Here is an 18,035-nt window from a genome sequence, read left to right on the forward strand (position 1 = left end):
CTGGCATTAGGGCAAGCCCCCTCCCACATTAATAGTGCAAAGTCAGGTAGTTTTGCTGAGTCACAGGAAGCACAAAGGGGACCCGAAGGTCCCCTTTAATTTGTCGTTGCGTGCTCTTTTTTTATTATTGAGGGGCGGTCTATTGTTGTTTTTGGCAACCGTTACCCTTTACCGCTGTTTTTGGCGACCCCCATCCGGGGTCAAGAGCAAACGTATTTTTTTGAACGCTGATCTGCTTCTTCGTTATCGATCCAACCAGTGGGTAGCTACCTGAAGGCAGTTTTATTTTTCTCTACTGGTCGCGGGTTTCGGCATTGCCGTTCCCTGCGAAGCACATCTTCTCCAAAAAAATCTGTTAGCTGCGTCTCTGCCGTGTTGTTTTTGTTATGTCAGAGTCGTTTCGTCTTATTTTTATTAGGTTTGGCGCTTTTTATTCTTGTTATGCCATAGAGATAGCAGAAGCCGTGCCAACTTTTAAAAATCCTTTAAAATCAATGGTTTGGTTTTTGTGAAGGAAATGACCTACGGCGAATACGACAAAATATGTTCCCGTGTTACTCGATGTGTAGGCGTGCGGTAACACATTGTCACGGCCCGGCTACTCAACCGGCGTTACGCGCCTTGGCCACCCGCGACCCAGTTGGGCGGCCCAACACGTTGCTGATCTGCAAGCCCGCGCCAATCAGTGCCTCCAGGTCGATACCGGTCTCGATCCCCAGACCATTGAGCAGGTACACCACGTCTTCGGTGGCGACGTTACCGCTGGCGCCCTTGGCATAAGGACAGCCGCCAAGGCCCGCAATAGAGCTGTCGAACACGCTTATCCCTTCTAGCAGGCTGGCGTAGATATTCGCCACGGCCTGGCCATAGGTGTCGTGGAAGTGCCCCGCCAGCTTGTCCCGTGGCACCTGCGCGCCGACCACCTCGAACAGCCGCCGCGTGGCGCCCGCCGTGCCGGTGCCGATGGTGTCGCCGAGGGACACCTCATAACAGCCCATGGCGTACAGCTCGCGTGCAACGGCCGCGACTTGTGCCGGGGCGATCTCGCCTTCGTAAGGGCAGCCCAGCACACAGGACACATAGCCGCGCACGCTGATGCCATGTTGCTTGGCCGCTGCCATGATCGGCGCAAAGCGCTCCAGGCTTTCGCTGATGGAGCAGTTGATATTGCGTTGGGAAAACGCCTCGGACGCCGCCGCGAACACGGCCACTTCTTTAACCCCGGCCGCCAGTGCGTCCTCAAAACCCCGCAGGTTCGGCGCCAGTGCGCCGTAGGTCACACCAGGCTTGCGCTGGATCTGTGCAAACACCTCGGCAGAGCCGGCCATCTGCGGCACCCATTTGGGCGAGACAAAACTGCCGACTTCGATATAGCTCAAACCCGCCGCGCTCAGCGCGTCCACCAGCCGGACCTTGTCCGCCACGCTGATGGGTTGGGCTTCGTTCTGCAAACCGTCGCGCGGGCCGACTTCCACCAGGCGCACATGGGAGGGGAGGGACATGGCAGTTACCTTCTGATCAATGGCCGGCTTGGCGCATGGTGTGGACCAGGGCCTGGGTGCAACGCTCTTCGGCGGTGTCCAGTTCCAGCTTCATCTGTTCGATATCCAGCAACTGTTGCTCAAGCTGCTCACGGCGCTCGGCGATCTTGCCCAGCATGCTGTTGAGCTGCACATGGTTGCCGCTGGAAGGGTCGTAGAGTTCGATGAGTTCGCGGCACTCAGCCAGGGAAAAACCGATGCGCTTGCCACGCAGGATCAGCTTGAGGCTGACCTTGTCCCGCGCCGAGTAGATGCGCTCCTGGCCCCGGCGCTCCGGGGCCAGCAGGCCTTGTTCTTCATAAAAGCGAATGGCGCGGGTGGTGATGTCGAGCTCGCGGGCGAGGTCGGAGATGCTGTAGGTGGTGCTCATGGGCGGCGCTCAAGAAAGTCTTGGCGTTAAGCTAAAGGTAGGTTGACGTAAACGTCAAGGGCCGCTGCGCAGCCCATCGGGGGCAAGCCCCCTCCCACCTAGAGCAACTTTGCAGCTTCAGGCTTGTTGTTTATCCAGTTTCTTTTCGTGGGCCGTTACTTGCTGGCACAACTCGATCATCTGCTCACGCATCCAGCGGTTTGCCGGGTCCTGGTCGGTGCTTTCGTGCCAGTACAAATGGGTTTCCACGGGCGGCACGTCGTTCACGGGCAGGTTGAACCAATGCAGTTCATGACGACGGGCAAAGCGCTCGGGCACGGTCATCACCATGTCAGTCTGCTGCAACACCTGCGAGGCCATCAGGTAATGCTGGGAACGCAGGGCGATCTTGCGTTGCAGGCCCATCTTGCCCAGCGCCAGATCCACATGGCCCAAACCGTTGCGGCGGCTGGAGATGTGAATATGGGTCAGCCCCAGGTAGTCATCCAGGGTCAGCTTGTCCTTGCCCGCCAGCGGGTGGCCCTTGCGCATCGCACATACGTAGCGGTCTTCCATCAGCTTGACGTGGCGCACCTGCGGGTCGGTGTTGAGCGGTGCATCCACGGCAAAATCCAGGCGCCCGGCAGCGAGTTCCTTGGTGGTTTCGCGGCGTTTGGACAGGAAACTCTCGATCACCACCGTGGGCGCCAGACGGCGCAGGCGCTGGAACAGCGGCGGCAGAATAACCGCCTCGGTGAGGTCGGTCATGCTGATGCGGTAAGTCTTGGCCGCCTGCTGCGGGTTGAAAATGCGGCTTTCCTGCACCGACACCCGTAGCAACGACAACGCATTGCGCACCGGGCCGATGATGTTCTGCGCCATGGGCGTGGGCACCATGCCTTGGGCGGTGCGCACGAACAGTGGGTCGTTGAAGGTCTCGCGCAACCGCGCCAGAGCGTTGGACACCGCTGGCTGGGTAATGCCGACAATCTGCCCGGCGCGGGTCAGGTTGGCTTCGGTGTAGATCGCGTCAAAGACGATAAACAGGTTGAGGTCGACCTTGCTCAGATTCATTTCGTTGCGCTCTTATTGTTAGGTTGCGATTTATGACGTGCTCAGATGTCGAACATATATCGGTGATGAATGTTAATACACGCCGAGAATAGGTTAGGTAAATTTTCGTAGCTCTACTAGCATCGACCCCATGACCTAAACAACCTCTCAAAGAAGGGAGCTGCTCATGGATTTCGCCTATTCGCCCAAGGTTCAGGAACTGCGTGAACGCGTCACCGCGTTTATGGACACATACGTTTACCCGGCCGAGCCGGTGTTCGAACGCCAGGTCAACGAAGGTGACCGCTGGCAGCCCACCGCGATCATGGAAGAACTGAAGGCGAAGGCTAAAGCCGAAGGTTTGTGGAACCTGTTCCTGCCAGAATCCGAGCTGGGTGCCGGCCTGACTAACCTCGAATACGCACCGTTGGCGGAAATCATGGGCCGCTCGTTGCTGGGCCCGGAGCCATTCAACTGCTCGGCTCCGGACACCGGCAACATGGAAGTGTTGGTGCGCTACGCCAATGAAGAACAGAAACAACGGTGGCTCGCACCGCTGCTGCGCGGCGAGATCCGTTCGGCCTTCGCCATGACCGAACCGGACGTGGCCTCCTCAGACGCCACCAACATGGCCGCCCGTGCCGAGCGTCAGGGCGACGAGTGGGTGATCAACGGCAAGAAATGGTGGACCTCCGGCGCCTGCGACCCGCGCTGCAAGATCCTGATCTTCATGGGCCTGAGCAACCCTGACGCGCCGCGCCACCAGCAGCACTCGATGATCCTGGTGCCGGTGGACACCCCCGGTGTGAAAATCGTGCGACCCCTGCCGGTGTTCGGCTACGACGATGCGCCCCACGGTCATGCCGAAGTGCTGTTCGACAATGTGCGCGTACCCTACGAAAACGTCCTGCTCGGCGAAGGCCGCGGCTTCGAAATCGCCCAGGGCCGCCTTGGCCCAGGCCGCATTCACCACTGCATGCGCTCCATCGGCATGGCCGAGCGCGCGCTGGAACTGATGTGCAAACGCTCCGTGAGCCGTACCGCGTTCGGCAAGCCATTGGCGCGCTTGGGCGGCAATATCGACAAGATCGCCGACTCGCGCATGGAAATCGACATGGCACGGCTGCTGACCCTGAAAGCGGCGTACATGATGGACACCGTGGGCAACAAAGTGGCGAAGAGCGAGATCGCCCAGATCAAAGTGGTGGCGCCGAACGTGGCGTTGAAGGTGATCGACCGCGCGATCCAGATTCACGGCGGGGCCGGGGTGTCCAACGATTTCCCGCTGGCCTACATGTACGCCATGCAGCGCACCTTGCGCCTGGCCGACGGCCCGGACGAAGTGCACCGCGCGGCGATTGGCAAGTTCGAGATTGGCAAGTATGTACCGCGGGAGTTGATGCGTGGCGGGCAGTAAGACCGCGGCGCCTGTAATCGGGGGCAAGCCCCCTCCCACATTTGAACTGTGAACGCGGTCAAAGTGTGGGAGGGGGCTTGCCCCCGATGAGGCCAGTACAGACAACCCAAAACCCAAGCCTCAATACACCCAAACCTCCACCCGCCGATTCTTGATCCGCCCCTCATCCGCCGTATTCGCCGCCACCGGCATCTGCGCTCCAAATCCCTGGATATCGCGCAACACCACACCGCTTTTCACCAACTCCCTGCGCACCGCCATCCCGCGCAGCTTCGACAACAATGCCGCGCGCTGCGGGTCATTCTTGGCATCGCCAAACCCCACCAGCGTCACTTGCTTGTCGAGCTTGCCGTGGCTTTTCAAATACGCCACCACTCGCTGCAAATCCTGGCGCGCTTTGTTGTCCAGGCTGGCACTGCCTTCTTCGAAACGAAAATTCACGGTCAGGCGCTGAGCGTCACGCGCAATCGCTTGATAGCCCTCGGGCATTGACGGGCGGGGCTCCACGTTCATCGCTTGCACCTGCTGCGCGATAAACCCGCTGGCCGCCACAATCCCTTGGCCCTTGCTGCTCTGGGTAAAGTCCACCAGCGCCTTGGCCCACGGGTTTTGGCTGGACGGTGGCAGGTAGAAAAACAGCCGGCGCGACAGCGGGTAGTCTTCGGTGGCGATCAGGCTGTTCAGGGGCAGCATCGGTTGCGAGTCCCCGTCGACAATCGCCACGGCCTTGGCCTGGCGCACGTAGGGCAGGCCGATAAAGCCGATGCCTTGTGGGTCGCGGCTGACGGCGTCGGACAATGCTTCACTGGATTCGAAACGTTTGGCCCCAGGGGCAAGCGGCTTGCCGCGCCGGCTTAGGACCAGCTCCTTGAACGTGTCGTAGGTGCCGGACTGATCATCCCGCGCATATAAATGAATGTTTCCGCCGACGCTGCCCAGTGCTTCCCAGGTACTGACCTCGCCATTGAAGATTTGCGCCAGTTGTTCGGTGTTCAGGGTCGTCAGCGGATTGTGCGGGTTAAGGATGATGGCTAGGCCGTCAATGGCGATCACTTGCTCGGCGTCGGGGCTTTTCAGGTCGCCCAGGGGTTCGAGGTCGACCAGTTCGCTGTCCTTGATCGGGCGGGACGAGGCGGCCAGGTCGGCAGTGGATTTCTTCAGTGCGCTGAAACCGGTGCTGGAGCCGTGGGCGGCGACCTCAACCGTCACCGTCTTGCCCTGGCGCGTCTTGCCGATCACCCGCTGTTCATTGGCCCCGGCGCCGGGTGCGCTGTGCACCGCCTGCAAACCCTGTTGCTCCATCAACCCCTTGACCAATGCCGGCCCCAGCGCCGCGCCAATGGTGTTGGAGCCCTGGATGCGCAATGCCGGACCTTGATCGGGAGTGGGGAGGGGAGCAGCTACAGCGTACAGCGGGAAAAGCACCAGCAGGAACAGAACGCGCAGCCTCATGCCGGCACCTTCTCAAGCCAAAGGGAGTGCCGCGAGAATAAGTCAGTAAGATTTCATAAGTATGACTGTCCAACTGTGCGCCAAAATGTGGGAGGGGGCCCCCGATAGAGGGTGTGTCAGTCAACTTATCTCTAACAGACCCACTGCAATCGGGGGCAAGCCCCCTCCCACATTTGACCGATTAAAACCTGAAATCAGCTCAATTCAAGCCAGATCGGCGCATGGTCCGAAGGCTTCTCCAGCCCACGCAACTCGTAATCCACCCCCGCATCCTTCACCCGAGGCAGCAAGCCATTGGAGGCCAGGATCACATCAATGCGCAGCCCGCGCTTGGGCTCATCCTCAAACCCACGGCTGCGGTAGTCGAACCAGCTGAAACGGTCGGCCACGGTCGGGTTGAGGTGGCGGAAGCTGTCCACCAGGCCCCAGTTTTTCAGGCGGGCCATCCACTCGCGTTCTTCCGGCAGGAAACTGCACTTGCCGGTCTTGAGCCAGCGCTTGGCGTTGTCGGCGCCGATACCGATGTCGATGTCTTCCGGGGAAATATTGATATCACCCATCACCACCAGCGGCTGGTCATTGCTGAACTGGCTTTCCAGCAACTGTTGCAGGTCTTCGTAGAAGCGCTGCTTGGCCGGGAATTTGGTCGGGTGGTCGCGGCTTTCGCCCTGAGGGAAGTAGCCGTTCATGATGGTGATCGGGGTGCCGTTTTCGTCGGCGAAGGTGCCCCAGATAAAGCGCCTCTGGGCGTCTTCTTCGTCGCTGGCAAAGCCTTTGTGCAGGCTCAACGCCGGCTGACGCGACAGCAGCGCGACGCCGTAGTGGCCCTTTTGCCCGTGGTAGTACACGTGATAGCCCAGGGCCTGTACTTCGGCGAGGGGGAACTGATCATCGTGGACCTTGGTTTCCTGCAGGCCGATTACGTCGGGCTGGTGCTTTTCAATCAGCGCCGCCAGCTGATGAGGGCGGGCGCGCAGCCCGTTGATATTGAAGGAGACGATTTTCATGGTCGGCAGTCCAGTCCTGGCAAAAGGGCGATGCTAGCCGACAAGTCGGATCGGGGCCAGCGTGGCGGTAGGACAGTTGCACTGCTAATGTCTGGGAACGACTCGTGCTGTGTAGGTTCGTACCCATAAGAACGTCGCCTTATTGAGCGGCGCCCAGGGAGATTGACGGTATGCCAGACACACCTGCTGAAATTCGCCTGCTGAACAGCGACTATTCCCGCGAAGCCCGTTCCCTGTTGTATCAGGCCTATCGGCATGAGCCCACGTTCGCCTATATCTTCGAGGCTGAGCGCCCAGGCTATGAACAACGGGTTCGCGCCACCGTGCGCGAGTTGGTCAAGCAGCATTTCTTTCAGAAACTTCCCGCCCTTGGCCTGTTCGTCAACGACCGACTGATCGGCATCGCCCTGATCGCACCGCCACAGCGGCGCCTGGGGATTACCGAGAGTTGGGCCTGGCAATTGCGCATGTGGTTGAGCACCGGTGTGCGCGGTACTCGTCGTTATCTGGACTACCACCACGCAGTGCTGGCGTGCCTGCCCAGCGAGTCGGTGCATGTGTTGCCGTTGCTGGGTATTCATCCGCAGTTCCAGGGCAAGCATTACGGCGAGCAACTGCTGGAAGCGGTGCACAACTGGTGTGCCGAAGACCCGCATTCATCCGGCGTGGTGCTGGACACGGGGAATTCTCGCTATCTGGAGTTCTACAAACGCCAGGGCTATGAAGAAATCGGTGAGGTGGCCGTAGGACCCATCCTGGAGCACGTGTTTTTCCACCCCAATCCACAGCCGTTACATGTTGCAACGGCTTGATCCAGAATTATTCAGATAAATCCGAGTTCAAAGAATCTCCCTTGCTCGTGTAGCATCCCCGCCTATGAAGTTTCCAGGAAGATATACCAGCGGCTTGCTACTGCTGTTCACAAGCTGCGGCGCCTTGGCGCAAAGCGAATTGGACGTGCGGATCAAGCCCTCAAACGACGCGTTGAAAGCCAACATCGAAGGCTATATCGGCGGGGTGGGCGATCGTGATGAAGAGGCGTTGCTGCGGTTCAGCCGTGGCGCCGAGGAGCAGGCGCGCAAAGCCGCCCAGGCTCTGGGCTTCTATCAGCCACAAATCGACAGCGATGTGAAGGGCGGCAAGAACCCGCGCCTGATCCTTACCATCGACCCCGGCGAACCGGTGCATTTGCGCAACGTGACCATTCGGATCGACGGCCCGGCCGCGAGCCTCAAGGCGTTTCGCGTGCCCGCCAGCAGCGAGCTCAAATCCGGTGCCGTGCTTAACCACGGCCATTACGAAGACGCCAAGCGCCTGATCCAGAACCAGGCTTCGCGCTACGGCTTTTTCAGTGGGCGTTTTACCCAACAGCGACTCTCGGTGGACCCGCAGGCCGGCGTGGCCGATATCGAACTCATCTACGAGAGCGGCCCGCGCTACACCTTGGGCCAGGTCAACTTCAAGGGCGACACACCGTTCGATGAAGACCTGCTGCAACGCATGGTGCCGTTCAAAAGTGGCACACCCTACGATTCCGAACTGATCGCCGAACTCAACCAGAACCTGCAAAGCAGCGGCTTTTTTGAAGGCGTGCGCGTGGACGCCGCGCCTGCCGCTTCAACCCATGATGTCATCCCGGTGGCCGTGCAACTGGAAACCCGCAAGCCACGCACCATGGGCCTGGGCCTGGGGTTCTCCACCGACGTCGGCCCGCGCGGCAAGGCCAACTGGACCCGCCACTGGGTCAACCCCCAGGGCCACAGTTATGGTTGGGAAGCCGAACTGTCGGCGCCGCGCCAGAACGTTGGCCTGTGGTACGACATTCCGCTGGACCCGCCGCTCACCGACAAACTGCGGTTCGCCGGCGGCTACCAGAATGAAGAAATCGCCAACACCGACACCCTGAGTAAATTGCTCACCCTCGGCCCGGAATGGCACAGCAAGTTGCCCAGCGGCTGGACCCGCGTGATCTCCCTCAAGTACCAGCGCGAAGAATATCGCCTGGGCAATGACTCAGGCCTCAGTAACCTGGTAATGCCGGGCGTCAGCTATTCCTACCTGCGCAGTGACAACCGTATCGACCCGCATAATGGCTATCGCCTGCAATTCGATACCAAAGTGGCCAAGGAAGGGCTGGGCTCCGACACCAACCTGCTTTACGGCACGGCCATGGTCAAAGGCCTGACCACCCTGTGGGACAACCACCGTTTCCTCGCGCGGGCCCAGTTCGGCGGCAGCGCGACCAACGGCTACAAATCGGTGCCGCCGTCGCTGCGCTTTTTTGCCGGTGGCGACCAGAGCGTGCGCGGCTACGAGTACCAGACCCTGTCGCCCGAGAACGACCGTGGCGACCGTATCGGCGGGCGCTACATGGTGGCGATGAGCGCCGAGTATCAATATTCCATTACCGACAAGTGGCGGATCGCGACTTTTATCGACCAGGGCAACTCCTTCAACACCCTGGAAATGCCCAGCCTGAAAACCGGTGTCGGCGTCGGTATCCGCTGGGTCTCGCCGGTCGGCCCGATCCGCCTTGACCTGGCCCATGCCCTTGAAGATCCGGGCGGCGTTCGTTTGCACTTTTCCATGGGGCCTGAGCTGTGATGCGTGGTGTGAAAATAGCGGGGCTGGCCGCATTGGCCATGCTCGCGTTGGTGTTGTTGGCGCTGTGGACGGTACTTGGCACCCAGGCCGGCAGTCGCTGGGCCTTGGGCCGCGTGCCGGGTTTGACGGTGGAGAATTTCCAGGGCCATTTGGGTGGCCAGTGGAGTGCCGATCATCTGCTGTGGCAGCAAGAGGGCAGTCGCGTTGAACTCGACGCGCCGACGTTTGATTGGTCGCCCGCTTGCCTGTTGCGCATGACCCTGTGTATCAACCAGTTGGATGTGGAAAAGGTCAGCCTGCAATTTCCTCCCAGCACCGAAGAAAGCAGCGGGCCGATCCAATTGCCCGAGCTGAAACTGCCCGTCGCCATCCAATTGGGCGACGTTCGCGTCGGTAGCCTGCTGTATAACGGCAGCGAAGAACTCAAGGGGCTGCAATTGGCGGCGCATTGGACCGCTGCGGGCATGCAGATTGATTCGGTGCATGTGCAGCGCGACGATTTGGTGCTGGACTTGAATGGGTTGCTGCAACCCACCGGCGACTGGCCGTTGACCGCCACCGGTAACCTGAGCCTGCCGTATGCGCCGGGTGGCGCCCCCTGGAAGGTTGCGCTCAAGGTCGACGGCGATTTGCTCAAGACTCTCAAGCTCGACGCCGACAGCAGCGGCTATCTGCCCGCCAAGCTCACCGGCGAGCTGCAACCCCTGGTGGATAATCTCCCGGCCCAGTTGCACATCACCGCCGATGGCTTCAAGCCCAGCGCCGACCTGCCCGACACCTTGCAACTCAATCAACTGGACCTCAGCGCCAAGGGCGACTTGAAAGGCGGCTACCAACTGCTGGGCAAGGCCGTGCTACCTGCGGAAAAAGGCCCGGTGGATCTGCTGCTGCAAGGCAAGGTCGACGCCAAGGGCGCGCAAATTGCCGGCCTGGACCTGAATGCCGGTGACAAACAAAGCCTCAAGCTCAGTGCGCAACTGGATTGGCAGCAAGGTTTCAGCGCCGACGCCAAGATCGACTGGCTGGACTTCCCCTGGCATCGCCTCTATCCGTTGATCGACGAGCCGCAGGTGGCGTTACGCACCTTCAACGGCGAGATCTCCTACAAAGACGGCAATTACCTGGGCAACCTCAAGGCCGACCTTGATGGCCCAGCGGGCAAATTCAATGTGGTCACGCCGTTCAGCGGCGACCTCACGCAAATCTTCCTGCCCGAGCTGAAACTCACCGCTGGCCAAGGCAAGGCCGAAGGCCATCTGAACGTGCAATTCGCCGATGGCATCGCCTGGGACACCGCACTGGACCTGTCGGCGCTGAACCCGGCGTACTGGGTCGCCGAGTTGCCGGGCACCCTGGCCGGGCCGCTGCGCAGCAAAGGCGAGTTCAAGAATGAGCAGCTCAAGCTCAATGCCGACCTCGACCTCAAGGGCCGTCTGCGCGGGCAAACTGCCGTGCTGGCCGCCAAGGCCGAAGGCGCGGGCGAGCAATGGACCCTGGGCAACCTGGATATCCGCCTGGGCGACAACCGCATCAACGGCAGCGGCAGCCTGCAACAACGCCTGGCCGGGCAGATCGATATCAAGCTGGCGCGCCTGGCCCAGCTGTGGCCGCAGTTGCGCGGGCAGGTCAATGGCCGTCTCGACGTGTCCGGCAGCCTAAAAGCGCCGCAAGGCAAACTCGACCTCAAGGGCCAGCAACTGGCGTTCGCCGATAATCGCCTGCAAAACCTGACGCTCGATGCGACGCTGGATAGCGCCCAGCGCGCCAAGATCGACCTCAAGGGCAGTGGCATTCAATCCGGCGACACCCAGGTCGGCACGCTGACCGCCAGCGCCCAGGGCGATATCAAGAGCCAGAAGGTCCAACTGGATCTGGTCGGGCCGCTGGTCAAGTTGGCCCTGGCGTTGGACGGCAACCTCGACAAAGGCAACTGGCGCGGGCGCCTGGCCAGTGGTGACGTACAAGCCGGTGGCCAGGACTGGAAGCTGCAGGCCCCGGCCAGGATCGAACGCCTGGCCGACGGCAAGCTGACCTTCGCCGCGCATTGCTGGGTGTCCGGCCCGGCAAGCCTGTGCGGTGAAGACCAGCGCCTGATGCCCGAACCCAAGCTGCGTTACCACCTCAAGCAGTTCCCCATCGACAGCCTGGCGGCATTTTTGCCCAAGGACTTCGCCTGGCAGGGCAAGCTCAACGCCGATGTGCAGTTGGACCTGCCCGACAGCGGGCCCAAAGGCGTGGTCTCGGTGGACGCCAGCGGCGGCACCCTGCGGGTGAAGGACAAGGACCAGTGGCTGGATTTCCCCTACGACACCTTGAAGCTGGAAACCACCCTCAACCCCAAGCGCATCGACACCCAGCTGAATTTTCGTGGCGGCAAGCTCGGCGAGTTGATGGTGCAGGCGCAGATCAACCCACTGCCGAAGAACAAGCCGATCACCGGTAATTTCAACCTCACTGGCCTGGATCTGGCGGTGGCACGGCCGTTTGTGCCGATGGTGGAAAAACTCAACGGCAAGCTCAACGGCAACGGCCGCATCTCCGGCGGCCTGCTGGCGCCGCAGGTCAACGGCAACGTGAACCTGATCGGCGGTGAAGTCTCCGGTCCCGAGCTGCCCATCAGCCTCGAAGGCCTGAACGTGCAGGCGTTGATCGCCGGCGAAAGCGTGCAACTCAATGGCGCCTGGCGCAGCGGCAAGGCCGGGCAGGGCAGCCTCAAAGGCCAGATCGACTGGGGTCAGGCGTTGGTGGTGGACCTCAGCCTGCAAGGCTCGCAACTGCCGGTCACGGTGGAGCCTTACGCGGTGCTGGAAGTCGCCCCCGACCTGAAAATCAGCATGAAGGACGACAAGCTGGCCATTGCCGGCAAGGTGCAGATCCCCCGCGGTGACATCACCGTGCGCGAGCTGCCACCGTCCACCGTCAAGGTCTCGGATGACACGGTGATCGTCGGCAGCCAGACCGAAGCGGGCAAGCCACCGATGGCCATGGCCATGGATATCGACGTGGCAGTGGGCGAGGACCAGCTCAACTTCGCAGGCTTCGGCCTGACCGCCAAGGTGCAGGGCCATGTGCATATCGGCGACAACCTCGACACCCGCGGCGAGCTGTGGCTCAACGACGGCCGCTACCGCGCCTACGGCCAGAAACTCGACGTGCGCCGGGCGCGCCTGCTGTTCGCCGGGCCGCTGGACCAGCCGTACCTCGACATCGAAGCCATCCGCAAGACCGACGACATCATCGCCGGTATCCGCCTGAGCGGCAGCGCCGAACAGCCCACCACGCAAATCTTCTCCGAGCCGGCCATGAGCCAGGAACAGGCGCTGTCCTACCTGGTCTTGGGCCGTCCGTTGAGCAGCACCGGTGAAGACAACAACATGCTTGCCCAAGCTGCATTGGGCCTGGGCCTGATGGGCAGCGCCGGGGTTACCTCGGACCTGGCGAAGAACCTGGGTATCCAGGATTTCGAACTCGACACCCAAGGCAGCGGCACCAGCACGGCGGTGGTGGCCAGCGGCAAGATCACCGAGAAACTCAGCCTGCGTTATGGGGTGGGGGTATTTGAACCGGCCAGCACGATTGCGTTGCGGTATTTGTTGAGCAAGAAGGTGTATTTGGAAGTGGCCAGCGGAGTCGCCAGCTCTCTGGACATCTTCTACAAGCGGGATTTCTAAGCCTTACTGGAACCAAAGTGTGGGAGGGGCGGTGCGACGATTCGACTTGCCCCCGATAGCGGTGGATCAGTCAGCTAATTTGTTGCTGACCCACTGCAATCGGGGGCAAGCCCCCTCCCACATGGGTTTGCATTCCAACTCAAGATTTCAACAATTACCAAGCAACCTAACTATTCCATTTGACATTCGCTGCCTAAGCAGTAACATCTCGTCACACATTCACTGCCTAGGCAGTAATAAGGTGACTTCGCAATGAAACACTTCACCCCCGACAACTTCCACAACTGCCACCTCGGCCTGTTGCTGGGCCGCGCCGCATTGCTTAAAGACCGCATCATCGACACCCATATGGAGCCGTACGGCATCACCGCCGCACAGTTCAAAGTGCTGGTGATCATGGCGCTCTACGGCATCGACACCCCCGCGGAGTTGTGTCGCCACCTGTCGCTGGACAGCGGCTCGATGACGCGCATGCTCGACCGCCTGGAACAAAAGAACTTGCTCGAACGCCAGCGTTCCGCCCAGGACCGTCGTCAGGTGCAGCTCGTGCTCACCGCCGACGGCCAACGCCTCGCCGACACCTTGCCGCATATCGGCACCGACGCCCTGAACCAGCTGGCCGGCTCCCTGGAGCCCAGCGAACTGGAAGCCCTGGAACGGATTCTCAAGAAAATTCTGATAGCCGCGGGTGACTCCATCACTCTGCTGCGGGTAGGTAAAGAATGAACCCACGTGCCCTTTGCCTGGTGCTGGTGGCCATGAGCATGGCCGGTTGCGCCAACTTCAGTGGCCTCGATACCCAGGGTAAAAACCTCGACGCCAACACCCTGCAAACCGGTAAGTCCCTGAGCGGCGTGACGCTTTCGCAAGCCGCCTGGCCCAGCGCCGACTGGTGGAAAAGCCTCGGTGACCCGCAACTCGACGGCCTGATCCAGGAAGCCCTGCAAAACAGCCCCGACATGCAAGTGGCCAGCGCCCGTGCCCATCAGGCCCAAGCCGCGGCCTTTGCCGCCGACGCCGCACGCATGCCGACCCTGGACGCCAGCGCCGGCATCAGCCGTTCGCGCCTGGCCAAGGACCAAGATCCGCTGGGGCAGGGCGATGCCTACGCCACCGTGCGTAACATCGGTGCCAGCTTCAATTACAACTTCGACCTGTGGGGTGGCCAGCGCGCCGCCTGGGAAGCCGCGTTGGGCCAGGCCCGCGCCGCCGAAGTCGACCAACAGGCCGCACGCCTGACCCTGGCCGCCAACGTGGCCAAGGCCTACAGCGACTTGGGCCAGGCCCATATCGTGCGTGACCTGGCTAACGATGACCTCAAGCGCACCCGCCAGATGCTCGACCTGGGCAAGCGTCGTCTGAGCTCGGGTATCGACAGCCAGTACCAGTACCAACAGACCGAAAGCCTGGAAGCCAGCTCCCAGTCGCAATTGATCGACGCGGAAAAACAACTGGCGAGCGCCAAGATCGCCCTGGCGGTGTTGCTGGGCAAAGGCCCGGACCGTGGCAGCGAACTGGTGCGTCCCAACGTGCTCAAGCCCGCCGCCGTGGCCGTGCCGTCGGTGCTGCCCGCCGAGCTGCTGGGCCGTCGTCCCGACCTGATCGCGGCGCGCTGGCGCGTGGAGGCAGCGAGCAAGAACGTCGCCGCGAGCAAAACCCGCTTCTACCCCAACCTCAACCTGAGCGCGAGCGCCGGGGCCGAGTCGTTGCTGGGGGATGCGATGTTCGGTTCGGCCAGCCGCTTCTTCAGCATCGCACCGACCCTTTCGTTGCCGATCTTTGACGGCGGCCGCCTGCGCGCCGACCTCGATGCCCGCGACGCCGACTACGACCTGGCGGTGGCGCAGTACAACAAAACCCTGGTGCAAGCCTTGGGCGACATTGGCAACACCATCGCCCAGTTGCGCGACACCGGCCGGCAGATCCAGGCCCAGCAACATGCCGCCGACATTGCCCAGCAGTCCTACGACACCGGCGTGCAGCGCTACAGCTCCGGTATCGGTAACTACCTGGATGTGCTCAGCATCGAGCAGCAATTGCTGCAGGCCCAGCGTCAGCTGGCGACCCTGAATGCCGCGCAGATCGATCTGTCGATTCAATTGATGCTGGCCCTGGGTGGCGGGTTCAACGCCGCAAACGTGGCAGCGGCCACCCCAGCAACGCGTACGGAATAATGTGAGGTAATAGTCATGGCCACTGCCGACAGCAACGCCGCAACAGAAAAAGACACCAACCCTCGCAAACGCAAGGTCATGCTGATCGGCCTGGCGCTGATTGTCGTCCTCGGCGTGGTGGGTGTGTGGGGCTGGTATGAGCTCTACGGGCGCTTCAACGAAAGCACCGACGACGCCTACGTGAATGGCAACGTGGTGGAGATCACGCCACTGGTGACCGGCACTGTGGTCAGCATCGGCGCCGACGATGGCGACCTGGTCCACGAAGGCCAGGTGCTGGTCAACTTCGACCCGAACGACGCCGCCGTCGGCCTGCAAAGTGCCCAGGCCAACCTGGCGCGCACGGTGCGCCAGGTGCGGGGTTTGTACAGCAACGTGGACGGCATGAAGGCCCAGGTGCTGGCGCAACAAGCCAACGTGCAAAAAGCTCAGGACAACTATAACCGGCGTAAGAACCTCGCCGCCGGCGGGGCGATTTCCCAGGAAGAACTGTCCCACGCCCGTGACGACCTGACCTCGGCGCAAAATGCCCTGGCCAACGTGCAGCAACAGTTCAAGACCAGCAGCGCGCTGGTGGATGACACCGTGATCTCGTCCCACCCGGACGTACAAGCCGCCGCCGCCCAACTGCGCCAGGCCTACCTGACCAATGCGCGCAGCACCCTGATCGCACCGGTTACCGGTTATGTGGCCAAGCGCACCGTGCAACTGGGTCAGCGCGTACAGCCAGGCACCGCCTTGATGGCGGTGATTCCGTTGGACCAGCTGTGGATTGACGCCAACTTCAAGGAAACCCAGCTGCGCAATATGCGTATCGGCCAGCCGGTGGACATCGAGTCGGACATCTACGGCAGCGACGTCAAGTTCAGCGGCACCATCGACAGCCTCGGCGCCGGCACCGGCAGCGCGTTCGCCCTGCTGCCCGCGCAAAACGCCACCGGTAACTGGATCAAGATCGTGCAACGGGTGCCGGTGCGCATCCATATCAATGCTGACGAGTTGGCCAAGCATCCGCTGCGTGTGGGCTTGTCGACCCTGGTCAACGTCGACCTGCACGACCAGAGCGGCCCGGTGCTGGCGCAACAGGCGCCGCAGAAGGCGAGCTTTACCACCAATGTGTATGACCGCCAACTGGCCGAAGCCGACGCCATGATCACCCAGTTGATCCATGACAACAGCCTCGCCGCGCCCAAGGCTGTGCAACGCTAATGAGCAATAACGCCTCCTTCACGCCACCCAGCCTGTTGATGGCCACTATTGGCCTGTCGCTGGCGACCTTTATGCAGGTACTCGACACCACCATTGCCAACGTGGCGCTGCCGACCATTTCCGGCAACCTCGGCGTGAGTTCGGAACAGGGCACCTGGGTCATCACCTCGTTTGCGGTGAGCAACGCCATCGCCTTGCCACTCACCGGTTGGCTGAGCCGCCGGTTTGGCGAGGTGAAGCTGTTCCTGTGGGCGACCATCCTGTTTGTGCTGGCCTCGTTCCTTTGCGGTATTTCCACTTCCATGCCCGAACTGATCGGGTTTCGCGTGTTGCAGGGCTTGGTAGCGGGGCCGTTGTACCCGATGACCCAGACCTTGCTGATTGCGGTGTATCCGCCCGCCAAACGGGGGATGGCCCTGGCGTTACTGGCGATGGTCACGGTGGTGGCGCCGATTGCCGGGCCGATCCTCGGCGGCTGGATCACTGATAGCTACAGCTGGCCGTGGATCTTCTTTATCAACGTCCCCATCGGCATCTTTGCGGTGATGGTGGTGCGTTCGCAGTTGAAGAAACGCCCGGTGGTCACCAGCCATCAGCCGATGGACTACGTGGGGCTGCTCAGCCTGATCGTGGGGGTCGGCGCGTTGCAGATCATCCTCGACAAAGGCAATGACCTGGACTGGTTCGAATCCAACTTCATCATCATCGGTGCGGCGATTTCGGTGATTGCCCTGGCGGTGTTCATCATTTGGGAACTCACCGACAAACACCCGGTGGTGAACTTGAAGCTGTTCGCCTACCGCAACTTCCGCATCGGCACCATTGTGTTGATCCTGGGGTATGCGGGCTTCTTCGGTATCAACCTGATCCTGCCGCAGTGGCTGCAAACCCAGATGGGCTACACCGCCACCTGGGCCGGGCTGGCGGTGGCGCCGATTGGCATCCTGCCGGTACTGATGTCGCCGTTCGTGGGCAAGTACGCGCACAAGTTCGACCTGCGCCTGCTGGCGGGCCTGGCATTCCTGGCGATTGGCTTGAGCTGCTTTATGCGGGCCGGTTTCACCAATGAAGTGGACTTCCAGCACGTCGCACTGGTGCAGTTGTTCATGGGCATTGGCGTGGCGCTGTTCTTTATGCCGACCCTGAGCATCCTGATGTCCGACCTGCCGCCGCACCAGATTGCCGACGGCGCGGGCCTGGCCACGTTCCTGCGGACCTTGGGCGGCAGCTTCGCCGCGTCGCTGACCACCTGGATCTGGATTCGCCGGGCGGACCAGCACCATGCGTACATGAGCGAGAACATGACCACCTACGACTCCGCCACCCGCGATGCCTTGCAGGCGTTGGGCGGGGCAGGGCACAAGGCCTATGCGCAGTTGGACCAGATCCTCACCAGCCAGGCGTACATGATGTCCACCGTGGATTACTTCACGCTGCTGGGGTGGATGTTCATGGGGTTGATGTTGTTGGTGTGGCTGGCGAAGCCGCCGTTTACGGCGAAGGCTGGGCCTGCGGCTTCAGGCCACTGATTTGAGGGTGTACGCGGTCAAAAATGTGG

Annotated in this window: 13 protein-coding genes; 8 read left to right on the forward strand and 5 right to left on the reverse strand. The window is 61.4% G+C overall.

The genetic code is table 11. From position 1 onward, the window contains the following. Positions 1-602: 602 nt before the first annotated feature. The 3 genes from DYL61_RS23930 to DYL61_RS23940 form a co-directional block, all read right to left on the reverse strand. Complete coding sequence (locus DYL61_RS23930) at positions 603-1,502, reverse strand: hydroxymethylglutaryl-CoA lyase (protein WP_135310382.1); 900 nt, start codon at positions 1,500-1,502, stop codon at positions 603-605. Positions 1,503-1,518: 16 nt separating this feature from the next. Then, positions 1,519-1,911: a MerR family transcriptional regulator gene (locus DYL61_RS23935; protein ID WP_135310383.1), complete on the reverse strand. Its 393-nt coding sequence runs from the start codon at positions 1,909-1,911 to the stop codon at positions 1,519-1,521. Between the two features lie 117 nt (positions 1,912-2,028). Beyond that, the gene (locus DYL61_RS23940) at positions 2,029-2,964 is read right to left on the reverse strand and encodes a LysR family transcriptional regulator (RefSeq protein ID WP_135310384.1); all 936 of its coding nucleotides are present in this window, start codon (positions 2,962-2,964) and stop codon (positions 2,029-2,031) included. Between the two features lie 166 nt (positions 2,965-3,130). Here DYL61_RS23940 and DYL61_RS23945 point away from each other — a divergent pair, with 166 nt between their 5' ends. Continuing rightward, positions 3,131-4,360 (forward strand): acyl-CoA dehydrogenase, encoded by a 1,230-nt coding sequence (locus tag DYL61_RS23945; protein ID WP_135310385.1) that lies wholly within the window; start codon positions 3,131-3,133, stop codon positions 4,358-4,360. A 120-nt stretch (positions 4,361-4,480) separates the two neighbouring features. On the opposite strand, the gene DYL61_RS23950 is transcribed toward DYL61_RS23945, so the two are convergent. Both DYL61_RS23950 and xthA read right to left on the reverse strand, forming a co-directional pair. Continuing rightward, positions 4,481-5,812, reverse strand: coding sequence for a substrate-binding domain-containing protein (locus DYL61_RS23950; RefSeq protein WP_135310386.1), 1,332 nt, complete (start codon positions 5,810-5,812; stop codon positions 4,481-4,483). A 194-nt stretch (positions 5,813-6,006) separates the two neighbouring features. After that, entirely contained in the window at positions 6,007-6,819 is an 813-nt protein-coding gene (gene xthA / locus DYL61_RS23955) for an exodeoxyribonuclease III (protein ID WP_135310387.1), read from the reverse strand. Positions 6,820-6,989: 170 nt separating this feature from the next. Between xthA and DYL61_RS23960 the strand changes: the two genes are divergently transcribed. From DYL61_RS23960 to DYL61_RS23990, 7 genes are all read left to right on the forward strand, one after another. After that, positions 6,990-7,631 (forward strand): GNAT family N-acetyltransferase, encoded by a 642-nt coding sequence (locus DYL61_RS23960; protein WP_135310388.1) that lies wholly within the window; start codon positions 6,990-6,992, stop codon positions 7,629-7,631. Positions 7,632-7,695: 64 nt separating this feature from the next. Beyond that, positions 7,696-9,423 carry an autotransporter assembly complex protein TamA gene (locus tag DYL61_RS23965; protein ID WP_135310389.1) on the forward strand — a complete coding sequence of 576 codons (1,728 nt, stop codon included), beginning with the start codon at positions 7,696-7,698 and terminating at the stop codon, positions 9,421-9,423. Next, entirely contained in the window at positions 9,423-13,094 is a 3,672-nt protein-coding gene (locus DYL61_RS23970; protein WP_135310390.1) for a translocation/assembly module TamB domain-containing protein, read from the forward strand. The genes DYL61_RS23965 and DYL61_RS23970 overlap by 1 nt, the downstream gene beginning before the upstream one ends. A gap of 252 nt (positions 13,095-13,346) precedes the next feature. Then, entirely contained in the window at positions 13,347-13,820 is a 474-nt protein-coding gene (locus DYL61_RS23975) for a MarR family winged helix-turn-helix transcriptional regulator (protein ID WP_105695676.1), read from the forward strand. Continuing rightward, positions 13,817-15,268, forward strand: coding sequence for an efflux transporter outer membrane subunit (locus tag DYL61_RS23980; protein WP_135310391.1), 1,452 nt, complete (start codon positions 13,817-13,819; stop codon positions 15,266-15,268). The genes DYL61_RS23975 and DYL61_RS23980 overlap by 4 nt, the downstream gene beginning before the upstream one ends. A 15-nt stretch (positions 15,269-15,283) precedes the next feature. Then, positions 15,284-16,477 carry an HlyD/EmrA/EmrK family protein gene (locus tag DYL61_RS23985; RefSeq protein WP_105695674.1) on the forward strand — a complete coding sequence of 398 codons (1,194 nt, stop codon included), beginning with the start codon at positions 15,284-15,286 and terminating at the stop codon, positions 16,475-16,477. Continuing rightward, on the forward strand, positions 16,477-18,006 hold the full coding sequence (locus DYL61_RS23990) for a DHA2 family efflux MFS transporter permease subunit (protein ID WP_105695673.1): 1,530 nt from the start codon (positions 16,477-16,479) through the stop codon (positions 18,004-18,006). The genes DYL61_RS23985 and DYL61_RS23990 overlap by 1 nt, the downstream gene beginning before the upstream one ends. The last annotated feature ends 29 nt before the right edge of the window (positions 18,007-18,035 follow it).

Source organism: Pseudomonas nabeulensis, from assembly GCF_004682045.1.
GTDB lineage: Bacteria > Pseudomonadota > Gammaproteobacteria > Pseudomonadales > Pseudomonadaceae > Aquipseudomonas > Aquipseudomonas nabeulensis.

Bases quoted from the DNA above. Each gene is read 5' to 3' on its own strand.
- DYL61_RS23935 (WP_135310383.1), bottom strand. From the start codon at position 1,911: ATGAGCACCACCTACAGCATCTCCGACCTCGCCCGCGAGCTCGACATC.
- DYL61_RS23950 (WP_135310386.1), bottom strand. From the start codon at position 5,812: ATGAGGCTGCGCGTTCTGTTCCTGCTGGTGCTTTTCCCGCTGTACGCT.
- DYL61_RS23975 (WP_105695676.1), top strand. From the start codon at position 13,347: ATGAAACACTTCACCCCCGACAACTTCCACAACTGCCACCTCGGCCTG.
- DYL61_RS23985 (WP_105695674.1), top strand. From the start codon at position 15,284: ATGGCCACTGCCGACAGCAACGCCGCAACAGAAAAAGACACCAACCCT.
- DYL61_RS23930 (WP_135310382.1), bottom strand. From the start codon at position 1,502: ATGTCCCTCCCCTCCCATGTGCGCCTGGTGGAAGTCGGCCCGCGCGAC.
- xthA (WP_135310387.1), bottom strand. From the start codon at position 6,819: ATGAAAATCGTCTCCTTCAATATCAACGGGCTGCGCGCCCGCCCTCAT.
- DYL61_RS23990 (WP_105695673.1), top strand. From the start codon at position 16,477: ATGAGCAATAACGCCTCCTTCACGCCACCCAGCCTGTTGATGGCCACT.
- DYL61_RS23965 (WP_135310389.1), top strand. From the start codon at position 7,696: ATGAAGTTTCCAGGAAGATATACCAGCGGCTTGCTACTGCTGTTCACA.
- DYL61_RS23980 (WP_135310391.1), top strand. From the start codon at position 13,817: ATGAACCCACGTGCCCTTTGCCTGGTGCTGGTGGCCATGAGCATGGCC.
- DYL61_RS23940 (WP_135310384.1), bottom strand. From the start codon at position 2,964: ATGAATCTGAGCAAGGTCGACCTCAACCTGTTTATCGTCTTTGACGCG.
- DYL61_RS23960 (WP_135310388.1), top strand. From the start codon at position 6,990: ATGCCAGACACACCTGCTGAAATTCGCCTGCTGAACAGCGACTATTCC.
- DYL61_RS23970 (WP_135310390.1), top strand. From the start codon at position 9,423: ATGCGTGGTGTGAAAATAGCGGGGCTGGCCGCATTGGCCATGCTCGCG.
- DYL61_RS23945 (WP_135310385.1), top strand. From the start codon at position 3,131: ATGGATTTCGCCTATTCGCCCAAGGTTCAGGAACTGCGTGAACGCGTC.